Origin of the sequence: Claveliimonas monacensis, assembly GCF_014982975.1 — a bacterium.
Taxonomy (GTDB): Bacteria; Bacillota; Clostridia; order Lachnospirales; family Lachnospiraceae; genus Claveliimonas; species Claveliimonas monacensis.
In genome coordinates, this window is the sequence record NZ_JADCKL010000016.1 from 1 (window position 1) to 20,951 (window position 20,951).

The window sequence follows — 20,951 nt, forward strand, 5'->3', positions numbered from 1 at the left end:
TGAGCACCGGTATACGATGCTCTGTTTGTCATGCGATTTTCAAGGTACAACGATATCTGAAATGCGTTCCCGCAATTCATTCATAAAATCTTCATTTCAGACTTGACTTTTAATAGTTAGTCTTTCCCTTTAACTCTCTCCGTAGTAGATCAGCATACTCATCTGCACAGTCTCACTGCCTGTATTCTTATACCCGTGGATCACATCCGACCTGAAACGGATAGAGTCCCCCGCCTTCAGCTGATACACTTTCCCGTCAGCCATGATCTGTGCCTCCCCCTCGAACACAGTAATGTACTCCTCTGTTCCAGCTATATGCGGCTGAGCATCCAGCTTCCCCCCCGGCTTAATGACAATGCGGTACATCTCAAAAAGGCGTTTCTCATCAAAGGGAAAGACGGGATAGTTGATATACAGACCATCCGCCTCTGTAACCGGATGCACGGACTCTGCGGGAATAACAGCTGCATCCTCAAGAGAAGTCTCTGTGAGCGCTGTAAAAGAAACTTTAAATCCATTCGCGATCTTCCACAGTACAGTGATCGTAGGATTGGCATCCCCTCTCTCTATCTGGGAGAGCATGCTGCGTGATACTCCTGTGGCGGCGGCCGCTGCATCCAATGTCATCTTCTTGTTTTCACGTATCCTTTTTATGTTTCTGGCTGTTGTCTTTGATATGTCCAAAATCTCGCCTCTCTCTCCGTTATATCGGATTTTTTTCCATTATATGATTGACATTTCTCACTCTGAAGATATATACTTTCTTTAACAATATAATGTATTTTTAGTACATTATATCGCACAAGAACAAAATGTCAACACACAAGGGGAGGAGCAGATACAATGGAACTGCGGAAAGCAAAAAGAGAAGATCTGGAGCAGATCATGGAACTTATTGACAACGCAAAATGTTTTTTGAGATCTCAGGGCGTGGATCAGTGGCAGAACGGCTATCCGGACAAGGACTGCTTAGAAAAGGACATAGAGAAAGAGATCGGATATCTGTGTATGCTTGACGGACGCCCGGCTGGTTATGTATGTATCGACTTCAACGGTGAGCCCGCCTACAATACTTTAAGCGGCTCCTGGCTCAGTTCCCAGCCCTATGTAGTCCTGCATCGCCTTGCCCTTTCCCCCTCCTTCCGGGGACGGGGCCTTGCCGCCTCTGTCTTCCAGGCCGCCGAAAAAATGGCTCGCTCAAAAGATGTGCACAGTTTTAAAGTGGACACAGACAGCCAGAACCTGATCATGCGGCATATTTTGGAAAAACAGGGGTTTGTATACTGCGGTACGATCTGTTTTGACAACAGTGAGAAAATTGCATTCGAAAAACTGCTCCTGTAGACGATCCATCTGATATTAACAATAAATAAAAAATAAGCTGCAGGGGAAATCCCTGCAGCCCGGAATTATTTCTTTACAATTTTTACTTCTATGCTCTTTCCTTCTTCCAGCTCTGCACTAACGCTCAGCTTGCCGCTTAAGTTTGTCGTCATATCACCGATATTCATATCATCCAGATAGACAGTGTACTCACTGTCCGCCTCCAGCTCAAGTGTAAACTGTGCATCTTTTGATGCAGATACTTTAAAGGAAACAATGCCGTCTCCTGTCTTAAAATTCTCCACCGCTGTCCCGGGAACGGACTCGTATACAAACATGCCGTTTTTCTCCAGTTTGGTGATCTCGGCAAATGTCTTTACCTTGTAGATGTCTCCCTGGAACTCAAAGCCCTCCAGCTTTGTCTTAGAGCCGAGTGTGTAATCCCCAAAACTCAGTGTTCCATCGTTTTCTGCCCGCAACAGCTCTTTTACTACTGCCATTTTACATGTCCTCCTAGTGGTTCTTCTTTTGTATCCACATTATATCTCAAAAAAATTTCAATTTGTAGTCTTTGGAATAAATTTTATTTCTTTTTTAGACATGCCGGCCTCCACTGTCTGGCCCCTCTTTATGGTACCGTCCAGCACTGCCTCAGCCAGCTTATCTTCCAGCAGATTCTGCACCGCCCGGCGCAGCGGACGGGCTCCATACTTCTGATCCGTGCCGGTCTCCACAATGTGCTTTTTCACAGAGTCCCGGACATGGAGCGTGATGCCAAGCTGCTCCTTTGCCCGCGCACACACCTCTTTGCACATCATGCTCACGATCTTCTTCATATCTACATTATTCAGTGCATGGAATACAAGGATCTCGTCAATACGGTTCAGGAACTCCGGACGGAAGAGCAGCTTCACTTCATTCATCACATTGGACTTCATCCGCTTGTAGTCGCCGGCCTCGTCTTCTTTTGTCACAAATCCCAGCCGCTTCGGGTCTATGATCGCCTGGGCGCCCGCATTGGATGTCATAATGATCACCGTGTTGCGGAAATCCACCTTCCTGCCCTGGGAGTCCGTGATATGGCCGTCATCCAGCACCTGCAGGAGGATGTTGAACACATCCGGATGCGCCTTCTCGATCTCGTCAAACAGCACCACTGAGTAAGGGTGACGGCGCACCTGTTCGCTGAGCTGTCCTCCATCCTCGTGACCTACGTATCCCGGAGGCGAACCGATCATCTTGGAGACGCTGTGCTTCTCCATGTACTCAGACATATCCACCCGGATCATAGAATCCTCATTGCCAAAGAGAGCCTCTGCCAGCGCCTTTGAAAGCTCTGTCTTTCCCACACCGGTAGGTCCGAGAAAGAGAAACGAGCCGATAGGGCGGGCCGGGTCTTTCAGGCCCACTCTTCCACGGCGCACCGCCTTCGCCACAGCAGTGACAGCCTCCTCCTGCCCCACCACTCTCTTGTGAAGGGTCTGCTCCAGCCTTTTCAGTCTGACGCTCTCAGACTCTGCCAGTTTCTGCACAGGGATCTTCGTCCACTCGGACACGACGCCTGCTATGTCATCGGCCGTGACACACACCTGGCGGCGGGCATTGTTTCTCTGGAAACGCTTTTTCTGCTGCTCCAGCTTTTTCTGAGCCTCCTGCTGCTCCTGGTGGAGAAGGGAGGCCTCCTTCATATCTCCGGCACGGATGGCATCCTCCTTGTCCCGGACCAGCTGTTCGATCACTTTCTCCAGCTCTTCCATATTTTCCGGAACTTTAAATCCCTTCAGGCTGACCTTGGCGCAGGCTTCATCCAGCACATCTATGGCTTTATCCGGCAGGAAGCGGTCGCTGATATAGCGCTCCGACAGGGAGACCGCCGCCTCCAGCGCCTCCTCCCGGACAGACACGCGGTGATGTTCCTCATATTTTTCCTGAAGTCCTTTCAGGATCTCCAGACACTCCTCCCTGGTCGGTTCCTCCACAGTCACCGGCTGGAATCGGCGCTCCAGGGCCGCATCCTTTTCTATATATTTCCTGTACTCCACAATGGTGGTGGCTCCGATGAGCTGCAGCTCCCCTCTTGCCAGGGAAGGCTTCAGTATATTGGATGCGTCCATGGCGCCTTCCGCGCCGCCGGCGCCGATGATGGTGTGGACCTCATCCAGGAAGAGGATCACATTGCCGGCAGCCTTCACCTCCTGGATCAGCCGCTTCATCCTCTCCTCAAATTCGCCTCTGTACTTGGACCCGGCGATCATCCCCGCCAGATCCATAGTAACGATGCGCCGGTTTTTCATTGTCTCCGGCACCACGCCTCTGGCGATCCGCTGGGCAAGCCCCTCCAGCACCGCCGTCTTTCCGACGCCCGGCTCTCCTACAAGGCAGGGATTGTTCTTCGTACGGCGGCTCAGGATCTGCATCAGCCGCTCGATCTCCTTCTCCCGGCCGATGACAGGGTCCAGTTTCCCCTCTGCGGCCTGAAGTGTCAGGTCTGTACCATACTGTTCCAGGACAGAATTTTTCCTCCGCCCGTCCTCCTGCATCTCCTCCATGTACTCTTTGGGGTCTGCGCCCACACTGACCAGGATATCCTGGCACAGCTTCTGAAGATTCACATTCAGCGTGAGCAGGATCCTGGCTGCCACACAGTCCACATCCCGCAGGATAGCAAGGAGCATATGCTCCGTCCCCGCCTCATCGGAGCGCAGGCGCAGCGCCTCCTCCTTGGACTCCTCCAGGATGTACGTAAGCCGGGGGCTCATCTGAGGACTGCCTGTGACCGTCGCTCCCTCCCCGGGGGATACCAGCTCATCTATGATCTTCCGGATATTCTCCTCACTGACACCGTTCAGGGCCAGCACCTGTCCGGCCACCCCGGTGTAAACTTTTTTCAGCCCGACAAGAAGATGCTCCGTCCCGATGTAGGGGTGCCGGAGCTCTCTTGCCACAGTCTTTGCAATTTTCAATACTTCCTTTGCCTGTTCGGTATAGTTCATGTCCTATCAGGGAAAAAGAATCTGCTCCTCTTCCCTCTCCTTTCTCCATTTTCCCGTCTCTGCCGGATCTTTCTTCCTAAGCGTACTCGTCGAAAATCTCATCCACAAGCTCATGCACTTCTTCCCTGGATATAGCCTTGCACCGGCCCTGAGCCAGCACGATCCGAAGCTGCTGCTTCATCTCCTCCACTGCCTTGATCTTGTCAATATCCAGTGCAACCACAGCGCCCTTGCGCCTGTCAAGCTGGATAAATCCTTCCTGCCTAAGCAGGCTGTAGGCCTTGTTCACTGTGTGCATATTGATCCCCACCGCCTGGGCCATCTGCCGGACCGAGGGGAGCGGGTCTCCCTCCCGGATCTCGGCGGTAGCGATCCCCAGGATGATCTGGTTGCGCACCTGCATGTAAATCGCTTCGTCACTGTTAAAATCAATTTCTATCAACATAGTATCCCCTTTTCACTAAGAGCCTTTTCTCTTGTTATATATACATTAGCACATATTACACAATTCCCGCAAGAAAAACAACTCTACCGGATCACGATATTGCCGGATTTCCGGGGCGCAGTCCTTTTATAGGATACAGCCGGGTACCCCATGAGCATGCAGCAGACCACGGTGCGCTTCCCGATGCCCAGCCACTCCCTGAGCACATCGCTGTTCTCCACCACCGCTTTGGTGTAGCCGCTGAACAGCACGCCGGCTCCCTCAGCCACAGCCATGTTTTCAATATTGGCCGCCGCCAGCCCTCCGTCCAGAGGATTTTTGGAGGTGATCACCAGGAAGGATGTGGCGTTAAAGAAAAAGGTATCGTCCTTTGGATCTTTTTTATATTTCTCATAGAACCCGCGGAAAACGCGCTCATACAGAGGCGCCTCCTCCTTCAGGACATCCAGGATGCCGGGCAGCTCCTTCCAGAAAAGATCTTTAAACGCTTTCATTTCGTCCCGCACCAGGACAAACCTGCATCCCTGGGTATTTTTCGCCGTGGGCGTGTACCGGCCTGCCGCCAGGATGCGCTCCAGCTTCTCCCGCTCTATGGGCGTGCTCTTGAAGTTCCGGATGCTCCTTCTGAATTTCACCGCGTGGAGAAAATGTTCCGGATCCACACAGAATGTGTCTTTATCGTACTCCTCCACCTCGTCCATGTCGTACTCCGGTATGGACACAGCTCCCGTGGGACAGACCGCCACACAGTGTCCGCACTGAATACATTTGCGCACATACTCCGCCTTTTTATCCTGGATCTGCAGCGCTTCTCCCGGACAGTCCCTGACGCAGGCGCCGCATCCCACACACAAATCTTTATTAATCTCAACCATGATCCGCACTCCTTATCCTTTAAATAATCCTTTAAAACTTTATAAGTTCTTCCGTATTTACATCTGATATATTACCACAGCTTCCGGTTTCTGCAAACTAAAAAGACGGAGGCATCCGCCGCCGGACTGTCTTTCTCTGCCCGTCGGGGATGCCTTCGTTTATAAAAGCTGTGAATTTTTATAGACTTTCCAATTTATTTGCAGATTTCTCTGATGTCTGTGTACTCATAGCAGTCAAAGCTGTCTGCCACGTTCTTGCATGTCAGCTTGCCATCGTATGTGTTGATGGCTGAGTAGATTACCTCGTTGTCTGCGCATGCTTTCTCAAGTCCCTTGTTTGCGATCTGGAGACCGTAGGAGAGAGTTGCATTTGTCAGAGCGATGGTGGATGTTCTCGGAACAGCACCCGGCATATTTCCTACACAGTAGTGAACAACGCCATCCTCGATGAAGATCGGATCATCGTGGTATGTCACTTTTGTGGTCTCGCCGCAGCCGCCCTGGTCAACAGCAACGTCTACAAATACAGCGCCTGGTTTCATCTCTTTGAGATATTTCTTCTTGAAGATCTTCGGAGCAGCTTTTCCTGGAATCAGGACAGATCCGATTACAAGGTCTGCTTCTTTTACAGCTTTCTCAATGTTTGCATCATTGGATACAAGTGTCTGGATGCGGGCTCCAAAAATGTCGTCCAGGTAAGCAAGTCTCGGAAGGCTGATATCCATAATAGTTACATTTGCGCCCATTCCAACAGCAATCTTGCAGGCGTTTGTTCCTACATTTCCGCCTCCAAGGATTACGATGTTTGCCTTCGGTGTTCCCGGAACGCCTGCCAGGAGAACGCCCTCACCGCCGAATGTCTGCTCCAGGTATTTTGCTCCTTCCTGGATACTTAAGCGTCCTGCGATCTGGCTCATAGGAGCAAGAAGGGGAAGTCCGCCCTGCTTCGGATCATACAGTGTCTCGTAGGCAACACCTTTAACTTTTCCATTTAAGAGAGCGTCTGTCTGCGGTTTGTCTGCTGCCAGATGAAGATATGTATAGAGGATCAGTCCTTCGTGGAACAGCGGATACTCTTCCGGAAGAGGCTCTTTTACCTTGATCATCATCTCTACTGTATCCCACACTTCTTTTGCAGTGTCGATCATTTTTGCGCCTGCTGCCTCGTACTCAGCATCCTGGAACCCGGATCCAACACCAGCGCCTTTCTCAATATACACCTCATGGCCTGCTGCCACATAGCTCTTTACGTTGTCCGGTGTCATACCTACACGGAACTCATTGTTTTTGATTTCTTTTACGCATCCTACTTTCAACTTTCTTACCTCCTGTGTCAATATTTTTCCGGCTCTTCTGCCTTCTCTTATTTCGGGCTGCAGCCTGCTCCTGCACGGCCTGCAGATACCCGGCGAAAAATATTCTTCAAATTCTTATTTTTTTGAAGAATATTTTTCATTTGTTTCTAAAATCATAATAGCACACCACCCTTCAACATTCAATAAAAGTTATTTTTTTCACGAAACTTTTTATTTATCAACATTTCTTTCATTTGTATGTACAATTGACTTGAATATTTTCTCAATCCATGCTTAAATCTTATTGTAGAATACAAACATACTATTGCCAAACCCGGAGGGAAGAATATGAAAGAATTGAGGGACCTTATCAGTAAGACCCCGCTTACCAAGACACAGAAGATCATTGCAAAATATATACTGGACAACTCTGCCGACGCCTGTTTCATGACATCCACAGAAATCGCCCTGAAGCTGGGCGTCAGCGAATCCTCTATCATCCGCTTCAGCCGGTCACTGGGATTTGAAGGATTTATGGATTTTCAAAAAAACCTGCGAAAGGACTACCAGGACAAAGTGCTGAGCATTTCCAGTTCCATCACCATCCCATCTCAGAGGATCGCCAAACGGGCCCAGCTCACCAGCACATCCGACTACATCAACCGGCATTTCAAAAATGCCGCACAGAATCTGGAAAGCGCACTGACATCCAACAGCCCGGACTCCTTCGAGGAGGCAGCCAGCATTATCCTTGCAAGCAGACACAAGTACATCACCGCCTCCAGAGGCAACTCCTCCCTGGGGGACTATTTTCTCCTCTATCTGAAGCACATGGTCCCCAACGTGGAGACCACCAGCTCCTCGGCCATCAGTCCGGTGGACCACCTGTGCAACATTTCAAAGGATGACTGCCTGATCATGTTCAGCTTCCCTCGGTACTCCTCCGAGGATAAGATCTGCGCCCAGATGGCAAGGGAGTCCGGCGCAAAGATCATCGTTGTGACCGACAAACCAAGCGCCCTCCTGGCCGAGTACGCTACTGTCCTCTTCACAGTCCCAGTAGACAGCAACGCTTTCTTCAACTGCATGGTGGGTCCGCAGTTCATCGCAGAGGGCATTCTGGAGACACTGAGCCATAAGGCCAAAGGGATTGAGAAAAGGCTCAAGAAAATCGACAGATATCTCGGCGAATTGGGTAATTATTGATCGCGAAAAGTTAATTCCGGACGTAATACTTTTAAAAAGTATTACGTCCGGAATTAACATATCTGGTGCGTTATTGTGTATTTTGTATTCTACTCTTTGCGCAATTCATCGATGATGTTCATCCTGCGGATCTTGCCTATGCTGTACGCCATGGTGATGCCTACGATGAGGAGCACGCCTGCCACAGCCGCCGCAAACCATGGCCAGGGGAAGATGAATTCATTCCCGCCTCCGGCCCGGGAAGTGAAATGCCAGAAGGCAAAGCTGATAAGCAGGGACAAAATGGTGCCGTACACAAGGGAGCGCAGGCCATAGATGACGCACTCGTATCCCAGCATAAGGCGGAAGGATCTGCCTGTCATCCCCACGGAACGGAGCATGGCGAACTCCCGCCGTCTCAGCATGAGGTTTGTGGACATGGTGTTGAACACATTTACCAGTGCAATAAGGGAGATGAGGGCAATAAATCCATAGCACAGAACCTGGATGGCCGCCACCGCCTGCCTGTTCATCTCTGCATCCGCAGCCGGCGTATAGAAAATGCCGTCCCACTCTTCTTTTTCTTCCAGTTTCTCTTGCAGGTCTGCCCCTACCGTCCGGTAATCCGAGGCCCGGATGTTGAACTCTGCAAAATAGGACTCCCCTTCCGTCCCGTCACGCATCAGGCTCCTGTACTGTTCAAACTGTCTCTCCGACAGGATCATGATAGGATCCACTCTTCCCTGGGCGTCATATTTTTCGGGGAGCTGCATCGTCTCCTGATCAAACTCCACCTGGAGCTTTTCTTCAAACGTCATTTCCTGTCCACCGTCCGGCGTCTCCTCCGCCCGGTATATTCCAGCCGCCAGAGGCCTTTTCTTCACCTCGTCTGACAGAACCGGAACCTGACTGTAGGTCTCATTTTCTTCATCATACACCTGCATCTGGTCATAATAAACCGCCTTGAGAACTGTATCGTCTGTGCCGTCCGCGCCGTCTGCTGCAGCACCCGCATCCGGCTCTTCCAGCCCCTGCTCCTTAAGGAACTCCTGGTACTCATCATCTGACAGCACAATTGCGGGGCAGGTAAAGGGCACTTTCCCGTCCGGATGATCCTCTTCGCTCCAGGAATGTATCCGGCTGTACTCCTCATTCAGCATGTTCTCTTCCACAGGAATGGAAAGATAAATGCTTTTATACATCCACACCTCTTCCACACCCGGCTCATTTTCCAGAAGTTTCCGGACATCCCCGGTGGTCTGCTCATCTCCCTGGCTGCCGGACAGGAACAGCGTGTACTCCAGTTCATACTTAGGCGGATCCAGGATCGTGCCGCCTGCACGGGTCAGATAAATGGTAAACAGCGCCGCTGTCATAAGGAGTACCATGCTGACCGTAAGGGAAACCACCGTGCTCTTATATTTCTTCCGGTCCCTCCTGTAATTCTTGGAGGCCAGCATCCCCGGAAGCCCCAGCATTTTCCCTGTCAGTCTCCCGCTTTTTACATCCCGGGGACGGATGCGGATGTCCTTTGTGGAACGGATGGCATCCATGGGAGAAATCTTCCGGATCCGCCGGGAGGGTATCCACACGGACACCAGCACGATAAGAAAGGCAAAAGCCGCCGCCAGAAGAAGCGCGGCCGGATAGATCTGCACCGGTATCTCTCCCTCATACCCGTACATAAATGCCGTCAGCCCGCCTCCGATAAAATGCAGCGTGACCGCGCTCCCGGCCACCCCGGCCAGAAGTCCCAGAGGGATTCCCAAGCCGCTTACAAGAAACGCCTCAAATCGCAGGGATTTTCTCAGCTGCTTTCGGGTGGCTCCCACAGAAGCAAGAAGCCCGAACTGAGCCGTCCGCTCCCGCAGGGAAATGGAAAATGAGTTGTAGATCAAAGAGACTGACCCCACCATGATCACCGCCAGCAGTGTCCCCAGCATTCCCACGATAAACTGGATATAGCGTTCACTGCGGAACACGCCCTGCCATCTGAGGAGACTGTCGTGCCGGGACCAGGACACCCCTTCCAGCCTGTTTCTGCCGTCGGAAGGATCCACCCAGTCCGCGATAAATCCGTCTGCCTGGCCCGGCTTTTTCATCTCCAGAAAAGCGCGGCAGTACAGCCCGTTTTCGTCCTGATCCGGGATATCCCGCCCCCCTGTCAGAAGCATGTACCCGGCGTCAAACCTGGCGCTGCCAAAATCCATCTCCGCCATCTCTTTGTAAACGCCTGTCACCGTAAAGCTCTGGGTCTGCCCTTCCACATACTGCCCAGCCCTGCCTGCCTCCTCGGAGGTTTCCCGGACGAGTTCCCAGGATTTCTGCGTCTCCCCGGTTTCCGAGACATATCTGCCCATGGGGATGGCAAGCACATCCCCCACATGGGCTTCCTGTCCGGCGATCCAGATCCCGTCGTAGGGGATCAGGATCTCGTCTTCCGTTTCCGGCAGACGCCCCGCGTCAAGTTCCACCGGCAGCTCCTCCCAGGCCGTCTCATCCCGGCTGGCCACCAGATGACAGATCCCGTCCTCTTCCCGGGCCGGGACATACCCCAGCTCATACAGCACAGAGGCCTTCTCCACCCGGTCATCCGCCAGGACCTCAGCCAGCTCCTCCCTGGTCATCCCGCTTATATCCACATGCCACGCTCCTTCCATGGCAATAGTATGCTGCACAAGAAAATGCTGCATGCTCCCTGCAAATACCGCCAGCGCCGTCACCATGGCCGTGGAGAGGATGACGCCGATGATGGTGACCACTGTGCGGGTCCGGTTCTGTCCCATGGTCCTTCTTGTGATCTCTGAAAAAATATTTCTCATTACCGGATCACCTCGTCTTTCACGATCCGCCCGTCCGCCAGGGCGATGACCCGGTCCGCCTGGAGAGCGATATCCTCGTCGTGGGTAATGACCACCATGGTCTGGTCGTAGGTTCGGTTGGAGTATTTCAGAAGCTCCACGATCTGCCGGCTGTTCTCCGAGTCCAGATTGCCGGTTGGCTCATCCGCCAGCACCACCGCCGGGGCGTTCATAAGCGCCCTGCCTATGGACACCCGCTGCTGCTGTCCGCCGGACAACTGCCCCGGCAGATGGGTACGCCGCTTTTCCATCTTCAGGATCTTCAGCAGATTTTCCATCCGCTCTTTATTCACCTTTCTCCCGTCCATGAGCACCGGCAGGGCAATATTCTCCTCTACTGTCAGCACCGGGATCAGATTGTAAAACTGGTAGATGAGTCCCACCTTTCTTCTGCGGAACACAGCCAGCTCCTCCTCCTTCTGGGCGTACACATCCACACCGCCCACACAGACTTTCCCCGCCGTGGGCCGGTCCACGCCGCCCAGCAGATGGAGCAGGGTGGATTTGCCGGAGCCGGAGGCCCCCATCACCGCCACAAACTCTCCTTTCTGCACGGAGAAGGACACGCCGTCCAAAGCCCGCACGGCGTTTTCCCCCTCCCCGTATATTTTTGTCAGATTTTCAACACGAAGGATCTCCCCTGTCTTTTTCATGTCACTGTTCCTCCTGCATGGTTTTTCTTTCACTGTCAGTATAGCCCGCCCACATGACAGGACCGTGACAGAAAAATGACGGATCTGTCACTTTCAGACCCGTCATCCGCAAAATCCGTCACCTGTAAAACCGCATGGTAAACTGTCCGCCCCGGCCCTTGCTGTTCCCGGCCAGGATCACCCCATTCTCTCCGGCCAGGATGGACCTGGCCAGCGCCAGGCCGATGCCAAAGTTCCCGGCAGCCGCGTTCTGCCCTCTGTAAAACCGCTCAAACACATGGGGCAGATCCTTATCCGCTATCCCCGTTCCGGAGTCGGTAATGACAATCTCCGCAAAAAGCGGGGTCTCCCGCAGGCTGATCCAGATGCGTCCCCCTTCCGGTGTGTGTTCCAGAGCGTTTTTGATCACATTCTGCACCGCCTCCAGCGTCCAGGTATAGTCTCCCCGTATGACCGGCTCCCCGGACAGGTCGAAGATGCACTCCTGCCCGTGGATCTCCATGGAAATCTCAAAGGGCTTAAGGGCCTCCCTTGCCAGCTCTCCGGCCGGAAATTCCTCTTTTCTCATTACCACTGTCCCTGCCTCCAGCTTTGACAGCTTAAGGAGCGTCTCCACCAGCCAGCCGATGCGTGACAGCATGCCCGTCATCTCCCGGAGCAGGGCCCGCCTTTCGTCCTCTGTAAGGGCGGAACCGCGGAGCCGCTCCGCCTGCAGATTAAGAGACGTAAGAGGCGTGCGGATCTGGTGGGAGATATCTGCCAGCGCTTCCGAGAGCTGACGCTTGTCCGCCATAAGAAGAACCGACTGCCGGCTTAGACGGACCAACAGCTTCTCGACCTCGTCCCGCAGCACTTCCAGATCCCCCTCCCGGAAATGCTGCATCTGCATGTCACCTCTGCCGGAGGAGGAGCCTTTTGTCTCCATGTGGAGAAAACTATCCAGCTCCTCTGCCAGGCGCTGCACATCCCTGGTCCTCCTCCATGTAAACAAAAGGGAAATGGCCGCAAAAACTGCTCCTGTCAGAAAGACCGGAAGCGCCGCCTGCCGGGAGACAGAAAACGCCGCCCCGGTGGCCGCCAGAAGAACCACAGCAAAGAGCAGGCACTGCTGCCGGACATCCCTGTTTCTGAAAAACTCCATCTCTTTCCTCCTTCTCTCTTCCGGTTACTCCATGCGGTAGCCCAGCCCCCGGACCGTCCGCAGGATGACAGGGTTCCCCGGATCCAGCTCTATCTTCTCCCGGAGCCGCTTGATATAGACTGTCAGCGTATTGTCATTGACAAACTCTCCCGAGATATCCCAGAGCTCCTCCATCAGCACATCCCGGCTTAAAATCTGTCCCCGGTGATTTAAAAACACAAGCAGCAGCCGGTATTCCAGCGCAGACAGGTACAGCTCCCGGCCCTCACGCAGGACCACGCCCCGATCTGTGTCCACCGTAAGATCCCCGATCACCGCCGCCCGCTCCGCCCGGCCGCTCCTTCGCAGCACATTTCTCATGCGGGACACAAGCTCCCGGGGCCGGAAAGGCTTGCTGATATAGTCGTCCGCACCCATGTCCAGGCCGGCCACCACCGAATACTCGTCGTCCATAGCTGTCAGAAAGATCACCGGGATCTGGTACTCCTCCTTGATCCTGGCGCAGACCGAAAACCCGTTTCCCTGGGCCAGGGTAATATCAAGAAGCACAAGATCCACCTTGTTCTCATCCAGTATATCCAGTGCCGCCTCCTGCCCCGACGCACTTTTCACCGCAAAACCTTCTCCTGCCAGAAATTCCGTCAGATGTTCCACGATGGAGGGATCGTCCTCCACAAGAAGCACTGCCGCTGTCTGCATGTTTCCCCATCCCCTTTCCTTAAAAGTCTGTCCCGGAAGTCAAAAAGCCCTCCCTGGAATTTCCCTCCAGAGAGAGCTTCTCTTTCGCTTTTTATTTATGCTTCGTCAATGGCTTTTCCAATGTCGTGGCGCATGTACTTGTTGTCAAACTGCACCCACTCTGTGGCCGCGTAGGCGTTGGCCCTGGCCTCCTTCAGATCTTTTCCCTTGGCCGTGATACCAAGAACGCGGCCGCCGTTTGTGACGATCTGTCCGTCCGCCTCTTTTGTCCCTGCGTGGAAGCAGTAGTAACCCTCGTGTTTCTTAAATTCATCCAGCCCTGTAATGGGAAGTCCCTTCTCATAGGAGACAGGATACCCTTCCGATGCCAGCACCACGCAGACAGCCGCATTGTCCTCAAACTGCAGATCGATCTGATCCAGGGTGCCGTCGATGCAGGCCTCCGCCACGTCGATGATGTCGTTCTTCATCCGGGGCAGCACCACCTGGGCTTCCGGATCGCCGAAGCGGGCATTGTACTCCAGCACCTTCGGCCCTTCCTCTGTCAGCATCAGGCCGAAGAAGATCACGCCTTTGAAGGGGCGTCCCTCCGCTTTCATGGCGTCAACCGTGGGCTGGAAAATATATTTCTGGCAGAACGCATCCACCTCTTCTGTGTAGAACGGACTTGGAGAAAATGTACCCATACCGCCTGTGTTAAGGCCAGTGTCTCCGTCCCCGGCCCGCTTGTGGTCCTGGGCGCTTGTCATGGTCTTTACAATATTGCCGTCCACAAAGGAGAGGACAGACACTTCCCTGCCGGTCATGAACTCCTCAATGACCATGGTGTTGCCGGAAGCTCCGAATTTCTTGTCCAGCATGATGGTCTTCACGCCTTCCTCCGCCTCCTCCAGGGTGTTGCAGATGAGAACTCCCTTTCCCAGAGCCAGGCCGTCCGCCTTGAGGACGATGGGGAATTTCGCCTCTGTCTTCAGATACTGGATGGCCTTGTCCGGATCGTCAAAATTCTCATAGGCCGCTGTGGGGATATGGTATTTTTTCATCAGATCTTTGGAAAATGCCTTGGAACCTTCCAGGATGGCTGCATTCTTCCTGGGGCCGAAGGTGCGGATGCCTGCCGCCTCCAGCTCATCCACCAGGCCGCCTACCAGAGGATCGTCCATGCCCACAATGACAAGGTCAATGTCTTTCTCCTTTGCAAAAGCCACGATCTTGTCAAACTCCATGGCGCCGATGGGCTCGCACTGTGCGTACTCAGCGATGCCCGCATTGCCCGGTGTGCAGTATATTTTATCCGCTTTGTGACTTTTCGCCACGCAGTACGCGATGGCGTGCTCCCTTCCGCCGCTTCCTACAATCAATACATTCATTGGTCTTCCTCCTGTCTTCCCGGCTTTACCGGATCCTGACTTTTCCGTCTTCCACTGTCACCCTGCCGCCTGCTATAAGGTTAATGGCCTGTGGCAGGATCTTCCACTCTGCCTGCTCCATCACGCGCCGCTGAAGGATCTCGGGGGTATCCCCCTCCTCCACTTCCACAGCTTTCTGTAAAATGATGGGGCCTGTGTCCGTGCCTTCATCCACAAAGTGCACGGTAGCTCCCACCACTTTCACCCCTCTTTTAAGGGCCGCTTCATGAACTTTCAGCCCGTAGAAGCCTGTCCCGCAGAAAGCCGGGATGAGAGATGGATGGATGTTGATGATCCTGTTTCTGTACTTTGCGATCATCTCCGCGGGGATGACCACAAGAAATCCGGCCAGCACGATGAGGTCCGGTCCGATCTCATCCACCGCCGCCAGGAATTTCGCATTAAACTCCTCCCTGGTGGCAAAATCCTTGGGCGAAATGCACCGGGACGCCACGCCGTGCTCCCTGGCCCTTGTCAGGGCGTAGGCATTTTTATTGTTGCTGATCACGCCCACGATCTCTGTGTTGGTGATGCTCCCTTCGTCCACCGCATCCAGGATAGCCTGCAGGTTAGTGCCGCCCCCGGACACAAGAACCAGTACTCTTAGCATAATGTGACTCCTTTATCTCCGGCTTTGATATGGCCGATCACATAAGGCGTATCTCCTGCCGCTTTCATGGCCTCCATGGCTGCGTCCACATCCTTCGGATCCACTGCCACAACCATGCCGATACCCATGTTGAATGTGTTGTACATCATCTGCTCTTCCACATGGCCCTGCTTTGCCAGCATGTCAAAAATAGGCGGCACCGGATAGCTGTCTTTCTCGATCACTGCGTGGGTGCCTTCCTTCAGCATACGGGGCACGTTCTCGTAGAAGCCGCCCCCTGTGATGTGGCTGCAGGCCTTCACCTTAACTCCTGCGTTTTTCACGCTCTTGAGGGCTTTTACATAAATCCTCGTAGGGGCCAGGAGAGCCTCCCCCAGGGTCTTCCCAAGCTCGTCATAGTATGTATCCAAAGACTCCCTTGTCATGTCAAACACCTTGCGCACCAGGGAAAATCCGTTGCTGTGCACGCCGGAAGAAGCCATGCCGATGAGCACATCTCCCTCTGCCAGGTTCTCCCCAGTGATCATATCTTTTCTGTCACAGACGCCCACTGCAAATCCGGCCAGATCATAATCATCTTCCGGCATAAGTCCGGGATGCTCTGCTGTCTCGCCGCCGATGAGAGCCGCCTCAGACTGGATGCAGCCTTCCGCCACTCCTTTTACAATGTCAGCGATCTTCTCCGGATAGTTCTTTCCGCAGGCTATGTAGTCCAGGAAGAACAGGGGCTCCCCGCCTGCACAGGCAATGTCGTTGACACACATGGCCACCGCATCGATACCGATGGTGTCATGCTTGTCCAGGATCATGGCCAGCTTCACTTTTGTGCCGCAGCCGTCTGTTCCGGACAGAAGAACAGGATCTTCCATTTCCTTGATCTTACTTAAGGAAAACGCGCCGGAAAATCCTCCCAGACCCCCCAGCACCTCGGGGCGCATGGTCTTCTTTACATGCTCCTTCATCAGTTCCACGGATCTGTAACCCGCCTCAATATCTACACCCGCATTCTTGTAATCCATACTTTTCTCCTCACTACATCTGTTTCATGTATTCTTTATAGCCAAGTTCGTCCAGCTTCGCCGCCTTTGCCTGCACGGTCTCCTTCATCTCCTGTGTGTAGGCCTTCAGTCTCTCAAGAAGAGCCGCGTCTGAGGTGGCCAGGATCTTCGCTGCCAGGATGGCCGCGTTCATGCCTCCGTCAATGGCAACTGTGGCAACCGGAATTCCGGGCGGCATCTGTACGATTGAAAAAAGCGCGTCCTCTCCGGCCAGGTTCTTTCCCGACATGGGCACGCCGATGACCGGCATGGGGAAGATGGCGGCACACATACCCGGCAGATGGGCAGCCATGCCTGCTCCGGCGATGATCACCTTAAAATCTTTCTCCTCCGCGCTCTTTGCATACTCAAAAAACACATCCGGCTCCCTGTGGGCGGAGATGATCGTCATCTCATACTCGATCCCCAGTTTTTCCAGCATATCGGCAGCCTTGCTCATAACCTTCATATCAGAGTCACTGCCCATTACGATTCCTACTTTTGGCATAGTTTCCATCCTTTCCGCTTTTCGCTCATTTATAAGTTTCGCAGATAAATCATAGCTTATTTATTCGTATTTTTCAATGGTTCATTTAAAATCTCTGTGCCTGGAAGGACAAATTCTCCATTTTCGATGAGAGGGATCTCCTCTCCCTCCCCGGTCACCACTGCGATCCTGCCCAGTTCCTCGTAGGGAATGGTGATATCCGTGTGGCAGTGGAAGTAGGCCTTTGCCGGGTCTTCTTTCCGCTTTATGGAAATAGAATTGTCTCTGGCCACGATCTCCTTCCCATCCGGGTTGTACACGCTGATGTCCTCAGCCCAGCTGTAGCATGTGTCGCCCACGGCAAAATGGGGGCCTGTCTTCTCTGCAATGAGAATGGGCATCTTGCCCCCGATGCCATATTTTCTGGCTGTCACGTAGGCTGTAGTGTTGGTGCCGATGGCAAACTCGCCAAGGGGAAGAGTCTCGTGTTTGAAAAGAATATTGTCAAAAATATACTTCCTGCCCTCTTCCTCATCCTCAAAATTGCCGCACCGGTACCCGGTGATCATGCCGTCCTCAAAGGTCAGCTCCAGATCCTTAAACTGCAGTCCGTTCAGGTACACCTGGCTGACATGCAGCGTCCCTTCCGTTCCCTCCAGCACCGGAGAAGTAAAGACTTCCCCCACCGGGATATTCACGTCCGCCACGCAGTTTTCAAATATGGTCTCCTTTTCCGGGTCTGAAAGTCTGTAAAGCTGCACTTTCATGTCCGTCCGGTTGCCGTCCTTTCCAAGGATGCGCACATATTTTCCCTTATCCAGGGCGTCGATGAGCTTCTGCTGTACGCTGCCGTACACTTCGGCGTCCAGGGTGTTGATGCGGATCACCTGGTCGAAGATCTCCGGGTACTTCTCCCCGATCTCCGGCACCGGCCACGCAATGATGGTAAAGCTCCTCTCATCCCCCGGAATGTACTCGTTGGTCATCTGGGAGGATCTGCTGTCATAGAGAAGCTGCAGCTCTTCCTGCTTCGGAGACAGGGATACCACTTCTTTTTTCTGCTTTGGAGAAAAAGGCTTCTCACCGAAGGTCTCCATCACCGCCGGGCCTGCCAGCGCCCGGGCCAGCTCTCTGTTTCTCTCATAGGTGGTGTGCATGACTTCCAGCTTCCGCTCCATGAACCGCTTGCCAAAGAAAAGGCCCTGGTCATTTCTGTGGTCATAGTCGTACTGCATATTGGGAATGCCGCCATAGTATCCCACCCGGGATGCCCCTCTCTTTGTGAGGACGCTTCCTGCCGCCCGGTAGATCACCGGTTCAAGGCCCATTTCACGGAAATTCTCCACCGCCTTCTTCACCACTCTCTCAAAGCCAAGGACATAGCGGATATTCACTGTCCCTTTCTTTGACAGATCCTTTCCCGTGTTGACAAAACCGATCCTGTATCCTTCCGTGTACACATCCGCCATCTTCTGCACTGTCTCCTCCGGCAGGGCCGCCAGATAGCGGGCTGTCCCCAGCTCATTTTCCCCCACGTACTCTCCGTAGAAATAAAGGTATCGGAAGTCCGACAGGTCGCATTCTTCTATGATATCCAGAGCGAACCTCCTCTCAGGATCGATCTGCTCCTCTATCCTGTCCGCCACAAACACGTCGCAGTAATCACTGGCGTACCAGTAAATGATATCCCGGAGGGTCCGAAGCTCCGGCTCATCCTCCTCTTCAAAGCAGTTGTAGATCTCGATGAAAAGTTCGTACAGAATGTCCAGGTACTCTGTCTTCCCCTCCGCCGCATAGGGGATGCCTCCCCGGATCTCAGCGTAGAGAAAGCTTAAGATCTGCCCGTATTCCTCCCCCAGCTCCCGCACCGCATACGCGGGATTGCCGCAGCTGGTCTCATAATTTTCAGGCAAGATGTCCTCATAGAGCTTTCTGTTCCACTCCTTCAGTTCCTCCAGCGAAGACTTCCTGTAGTCTCCCGAAGAGACACATCTGTAAAATCTGTCCAATAAAAGAATAAATTCCGCAGTCCGCCGGAACCAGGGCCGGAATCTCTCCCCTGCCCTCTCTTCATCCGGGATCTGCGAAATCCTTTCTATTGCAAGTTCATATCTTTCTTCTGTCAGTTCTGCCATCTAAAATAGCCCCCTTAAAAATATTGCGATCAGACCAAGGAGAAAAAGGCCATTCAACGCCGCCCCCACTTTACATGTGACGTAATTCTTTTCTCTCTCCTTAAAGCCCTGGATAGCATTTTTCAGTCCAACGACTGCCAGGGCAAGGGCGCTAAGACCCACAACGCCGATCAAAAGTCCTACATCTCCTCTGGTTATGTATGAAGCAGAAAAAGCCAGCACAAGGAGGAACAGACAGCACACTGCGAGAAACGTGGATTTGATCCCTCTTCTGGAGTGTTTCAGCTGGGCCTGCCCATACTTCCGGCTGCGCCTCTTCATTTTCTCTTTTTCTGTTTTTTTCTTTTTTCTTCTCTCCGCCATCTCCTCAATGGCTTCTCTTAGTCTTCTTAGCAACATGGTGTCTCCTTATCGCTGCACATATGGTAAAAATGATGTATCCTGCCGCCCCTCCTATGGTGTTCAGGAGCAGGTCGTCCACGTCAAAACTGCCCACCTTTGTCAGGAGCTGAAACGCCTCCACTCCCAGGCTCAGCGAAAAGCTGTACAGCACGGCCGAGGCAAAGCTCCTGTGCCGGCTGGCCATAGGCAGGAAAAAGCCAAAAGGCATAAAAATCAGCACATTGCCGAAAAGATTGGAAAACACGGCATAAGTGCCAAGCTGATCCCTGTATGTCCAAAACCTTCTGATCTCCTGAAAAAGGACCAGGTTGTAGTGGTACTCACTGGCCGGCCCGGTCCTCCCGTAAAGATCAGAAAACAGCAGAAAATACACGACAAATGCCATATACAGGATAAACAAGATCTTCCCCAGTATACGTATTCCTCTGCCTTTTTTATAACTCAAAACTTATCTTCTACTCCTCCATCCAGTCAGACTGTTTTCTTTAAAACATCAGGCCGTTCTTCTCTTTCAACAGCCTCGCGCCGCCGATGATGGACAGGATACCTGCCACCGTGCCCACCACGATCATCACAATGCCGATCACTATATTTCCAGTTCCCGCAAACGCCATAGATCTGTATGCTTTTTCATTCATAGCCGCTTCCTCCTATTTTGCTCCGTACTGTTCATAGTATGCATCAATAGCTGCCTTTAATGTATCGTCGATAACAACCTTTCCGTCACATTCTTTATTCCAGAGACACTCTACCACTTCCGCCATGGTCACAATGGCCGCTGTGTCAAATCCGTACAGGTCATGGACCTCATCCAGGGCTTTCTTCTCTCCGCCCTTGCCCACTTCCATGCGGTCCAGGGATACCATAAGGCCCACGATAGTTACATCCGCTGCTCCTCTTACCTTTGGAACCGTCTCCTCCATGGATTTACCGGAGGTTGTCACGTCCTCGATCATGATAACCCGGTCCCCGTCTTTTAAGCTGCTGCCAAGAAAGCTTCCCTTGTCAGCACCATGGTCTTTCTCCTCCTTGCGGTCTGAGCAGTAGCGGATCTCCTTTCCGTAGAGCTCGCTGTAGGCGATAGCTGTCACCACTGCCAGCGGGATCCCCTTGTAGGCGGGCCCGAAGAGCACGTCAAAGTCATCCCCGTACCTGTCGTGGATAGCCTTGGCGTAGTATTCTCCCAGTTTCTTTAACTGGGAACCTGTCACATAGGCGCCTGCGTTCATAAAGAAGGGGGATTTTCTCCCGCTTTTCAAAGTAAAATCTCCAAATTTCAGCACATCACTGTCCACCATAAACTGGATAAATTCCTGCTTGTAACTTTCCATATCTTTCAAAACCTCCGTGTTTATAGGATTTTGTCCTTGCGTTTCCACTTTTTTGCCGCTGCGGGCAAAT

General features: G+C 52.8%; 21 protein-coding genes. 2 read left to right on the top strand and 19 right to left on the bottom strand.

Annotated features, from left to right (window positions below):
* Positions 1-129: 129 nt before the first annotated feature.
* Entirely contained in the window at positions 130-684 is a 555-nt protein-coding gene (locus INF30_RS13580) for a helix-turn-helix domain-containing protein (protein WP_226395608.1), read from the bottom strand.
* 159 nt (positions 685-843) lie between these two features.
* On the opposite strand from INF30_RS13580, the gene INF30_RS13585 reads away from it, so the two are divergent.
* The gene (locus INF30_RS13585) at positions 844-1,344 is read left to right on the top strand and encodes a GNAT family N-acetyltransferase (RefSeq protein ID WP_087173269.1); all 501 of its coding nucleotides are present in this window, start codon (positions 844-846) and stop codon (positions 1,342-1,344) included.
* 65 nt (positions 1,345-1,409) lie between these two features.
* On the opposite strand, the gene INF30_RS13590 is transcribed toward INF30_RS13585, so the two are convergent.
* The 5 genes from INF30_RS13590 to ald form a co-directional block, all read right to left on the bottom strand.
* Positions 1,410-1,823 carry an endosialidase gene (locus INF30_RS13590; RefSeq protein WP_226395609.1) on the bottom strand — a complete coding sequence of 138 codons (414 nt, stop codon included), beginning with the start codon at positions 1,821-1,823 and terminating at the stop codon, positions 1,410-1,412.
* Positions 1,824-1,880: 57 nt separating this feature from the next.
* Positions 1,881-4,316 carry an ATP-dependent Clp protease ATP-binding subunit gene (locus INF30_RS13595; protein ID WP_226395610.1) on the bottom strand — a complete coding sequence of 812 codons (2,436 nt, stop codon included), beginning with the start codon at positions 4,314-4,316 and terminating at the stop codon, positions 1,881-1,883.
* 76 nt (positions 4,317-4,392) lie between these two features.
* A complete protein-coding gene (locus INF30_RS13600) occupies positions 4,393-4,761 on the bottom strand; it encodes a GntR family transcriptional regulator (RefSeq protein ID WP_033126873.1) in 369 nt (122 codons plus the stop codon).
* Positions 4,762-4,844: 83 nt separating this feature from the next.
* Entirely contained in the window at positions 4,845-5,636 is a 792-nt protein-coding gene (locus INF30_RS13605) for a nitroreductase family protein (protein WP_033126872.1), read from the bottom strand.
* 194 nt (positions 5,637-5,830) lie between these two features.
* The gene (gene ald, locus INF30_RS13610) at positions 5,831-6,952 is read right to left on the bottom strand and encodes an alanine dehydrogenase (RefSeq protein WP_076779017.1); all 1,122 of its coding nucleotides are present in this window, start codon (positions 6,950-6,952) and stop codon (positions 5,831-5,833) included.
* 327 nt (positions 6,953-7,279) lie between these two features.
* On the opposite strand from ald, the gene INF30_RS13615 reads away from it, so the two are divergent.
* Complete coding sequence (locus tag INF30_RS13615) at positions 7,280-8,137, top strand: MurR/RpiR family transcriptional regulator (protein ID WP_226395611.1); 858 nt, start codon at positions 7,280-7,282, stop codon at positions 8,135-8,137.
* 89 nt (positions 8,138-8,226) lie between these two features.
* On the opposite strand, the gene INF30_RS13620 is transcribed toward INF30_RS13615, so the two are convergent.
* From INF30_RS13620 to pyrE, 13 genes are all read right to left on the bottom strand, one after another.
* Complete coding sequence (locus INF30_RS13620) at positions 8,227-10,938, bottom strand: ABC transporter permease (RefSeq protein ID WP_226395612.1); 2,712 nt, start codon at positions 10,936-10,938, stop codon at positions 8,227-8,229.
* Positions 10,938-11,630: an ABC transporter ATP-binding protein gene (locus INF30_RS13625; protein ID WP_226395613.1), complete on the bottom strand. Its 693-nt coding sequence runs from the start codon at positions 11,628-11,630 to the stop codon at positions 10,938-10,940. The genes INF30_RS13620 and INF30_RS13625 overlap by 1 nt, the downstream gene beginning before the upstream one ends.
* Positions 11,631-11,748: 118 nt before the next feature.
* Entirely contained in the window at positions 11,749-12,771 is a 1,023-nt protein-coding gene (locus tag INF30_RS13630) for a sensor histidine kinase (RefSeq protein WP_226395614.1), read from the bottom strand.
* 24 nt (positions 12,772-12,795) lie between these two features.
* Positions 12,796-13,470: a response regulator transcription factor gene (locus INF30_RS13635; protein ID WP_033126866.1), complete on the bottom strand. Its 675-nt coding sequence runs from the start codon at positions 13,468-13,470 to the stop codon at positions 12,796-12,798.
* 95 nt (positions 13,471-13,565) lie between these two features.
* Entirely contained in the window at positions 13,566-14,840 is a 1,275-nt protein-coding gene (gene purD / locus INF30_RS13640) for a phosphoribosylamine--glycine ligase (RefSeq protein ID WP_226395615.1), read from the bottom strand.
* 25 nt (positions 14,841-14,865) lie between these two features.
* Positions 14,866-15,489, bottom strand: a complete 624-nt coding sequence (gene purN / locus INF30_RS13645) for a phosphoribosylglycinamide formyltransferase (RefSeq protein ID WP_226395616.1) — start codon at positions 15,487-15,489, stop codon at positions 14,866-14,868.
* Positions 15,483-16,508 (bottom strand): phosphoribosylformylglycinamidine cyclo-ligase, encoded by a 1,026-nt coding sequence (purM, locus tag INF30_RS13650; protein WP_087173278.1) that lies wholly within the window; start codon positions 16,506-16,508, stop codon positions 15,483-15,485. The genes purN and purM overlap by 7 nt, the downstream gene beginning before the upstream one ends.
* Before the next feature lie 13 nt (positions 16,509-16,521).
* The gene (gene purE, locus INF30_RS13655; RefSeq protein WP_033126862.1) at positions 16,522-17,034 is read right to left on the bottom strand and encodes a 5-(carboxyamino)imidazole ribonucleotide mutase; all 513 of its coding nucleotides are present in this window, start codon (positions 17,032-17,034) and stop codon (positions 16,522-16,524) included.
* Positions 17,035-17,090: 56 nt separating this feature from the next.
* Positions 17,091-19,148: an aminopeptidase gene (locus INF30_RS13660; protein WP_226395617.1), complete on the bottom strand. Its 2,058-nt coding sequence runs from the start codon at positions 19,146-19,148 to the stop codon at positions 17,091-17,093.
* Positions 19,149-19,547, bottom strand: coding sequence for a DUF6142 family protein (locus tag INF30_RS13665; protein ID WP_076779028.1), 399 nt, complete (start codon positions 19,545-19,547; stop codon positions 19,149-19,151).
* Complete coding sequence (locus INF30_RS13670; RefSeq protein WP_083582710.1) at positions 19,516-19,935, bottom strand: VanZ family protein; 420 nt, start codon at positions 19,933-19,935, stop codon at positions 19,516-19,518. The genes INF30_RS13665 and INF30_RS13670 overlap by 32 nt, the downstream gene beginning before the upstream one ends.
* Before the next feature lie 100 nt (positions 19,936-20,035).
* Complete coding sequence (locus tag INF30_RS13675; RefSeq protein WP_173829262.1) at positions 20,036-20,188, bottom strand: hypothetical protein; 153 nt, start codon at positions 20,186-20,188, stop codon at positions 20,036-20,038.
* 12 nt (positions 20,189-20,200) lie between these two features.
* A complete protein-coding gene (pyrE, locus tag INF30_RS13680) occupies positions 20,201-20,881 on the bottom strand; it encodes an orotate phosphoribosyltransferase (protein WP_226395618.1) in 681 nt (226 codons plus the stop codon).
* Positions 20,882-20,951: the final 70 nt, after the last annotated feature.

Bases quoted from the DNA above. Each gene is read 5' to 3' on its own strand.
- INF30_RS13585 (WP_087173269.1), top strand. From the start codon at position 844: ATGGAACTGCGGAAAGCAAAAAGAGAAGATCTGGAGCAGATCATGGAA.
- INF30_RS13590 (WP_226395609.1), bottom strand. From the start codon at position 1,823: ATGGCAGTAGTAAAAGAGCTGTTGCGGGCAGAAAACGATGGAACACTG.
- INF30_RS13595 (WP_226395610.1), bottom strand. From the start codon at position 4,316: ATGAACTATACCGAACAGGCAAAGGAAGTATTGAAAATTGCAAAGACT.
- INF30_RS13600 (WP_033126873.1), bottom strand. From the start codon at position 4,761: ATGTTGATAGAAATTGATTTTAACAGTGACGAAGCGATTTACATGCAG.
- INF30_RS13605 (WP_033126872.1), bottom strand. From the start codon at position 5,636: ATGGTTGAGATTAATAAAGATTTGTGTGTGGGATGCGGCGCCTGCGTC.
- INF30_RS13615 (WP_226395611.1), top strand. From the start codon at position 7,280: ATGAAAGAATTGAGGGACCTTATCAGTAAGACCCCGCTTACCAAGACA.
- INF30_RS13620 (WP_226395612.1), bottom strand. From the start codon at position 10,938: ATGAGAAATATTTTTTCAGAGATCACAAGAAGGACCATGGGACAGAAC.
- INF30_RS13625 (WP_226395613.1), bottom strand. From the start codon at position 11,630: ATGAAAAAGACAGGGGAGATCCTTCGTGTTGAAAATCTGACAAAAATA.
- INF30_RS13630 (WP_226395614.1), bottom strand. From the start codon at position 12,771: ATGGAGTTTTTCAGAAACAGGGATGTCCGGCAGCAGTGCCTGCTCTTT.
- INF30_RS13635 (WP_033126866.1), bottom strand. From the start codon at position 13,470: ATGCAGACAGCGGCAGTGCTTCTTGTGGAGGACGATCCCTCCATCGTG.
- purD (WP_226395615.1), bottom strand. From the start codon at position 14,840: ATGAATGTATTGATTGTAGGAAGCGGCGGAAGGGAGCACGCCATCGCG.
- purN (WP_226395616.1), bottom strand. From the start codon at position 15,489: ATGCTAAGAGTACTGGTTCTTGTGTCCGGGGGCGGCACTAACCTGCAG.
- purM (WP_087173278.1), bottom strand. From the start codon at position 16,508: ATGGATTACAAGAATGCGGGTGTAGATATTGAGGCGGGTTACAGATCC.
- purE (WP_033126862.1), bottom strand. From the start codon at position 17,034: ATGCCAAAAGTAGGAATCGTAATGGGCAGTGACTCTGATATGAAGGTT.
- INF30_RS13660 (WP_226395617.1), bottom strand. From the start codon at position 19,148: ATGGCAGAACTGACAGAAGAAAGATATGAACTTGCAATAGAAAGGATT.
- INF30_RS13665 (WP_076779028.1), bottom strand. From the start codon at position 19,547: ATGTTGCTAAGAAGACTAAGAGAAGCCATTGAGGAGATGGCGGAGAGA.
- INF30_RS13670 (WP_083582710.1), bottom strand. From the start codon at position 19,935: ATGGCATTTGTCGTGTATTTTCTGCTGTTTTCTGATCTTTACGGGAGG.
- INF30_RS13675 (WP_173829262.1), bottom strand. From the start codon at position 20,188: ATGAATGAAAAAGCATACAGATCTATGGCGTTTGCGGGAACTGGAAAT.
- pyrE (WP_226395618.1), bottom strand. From the start codon at position 20,881: ATGGAAAGTTACAAGCAGGAATTTATCCAGTTTATGGTGGACAGTGAT.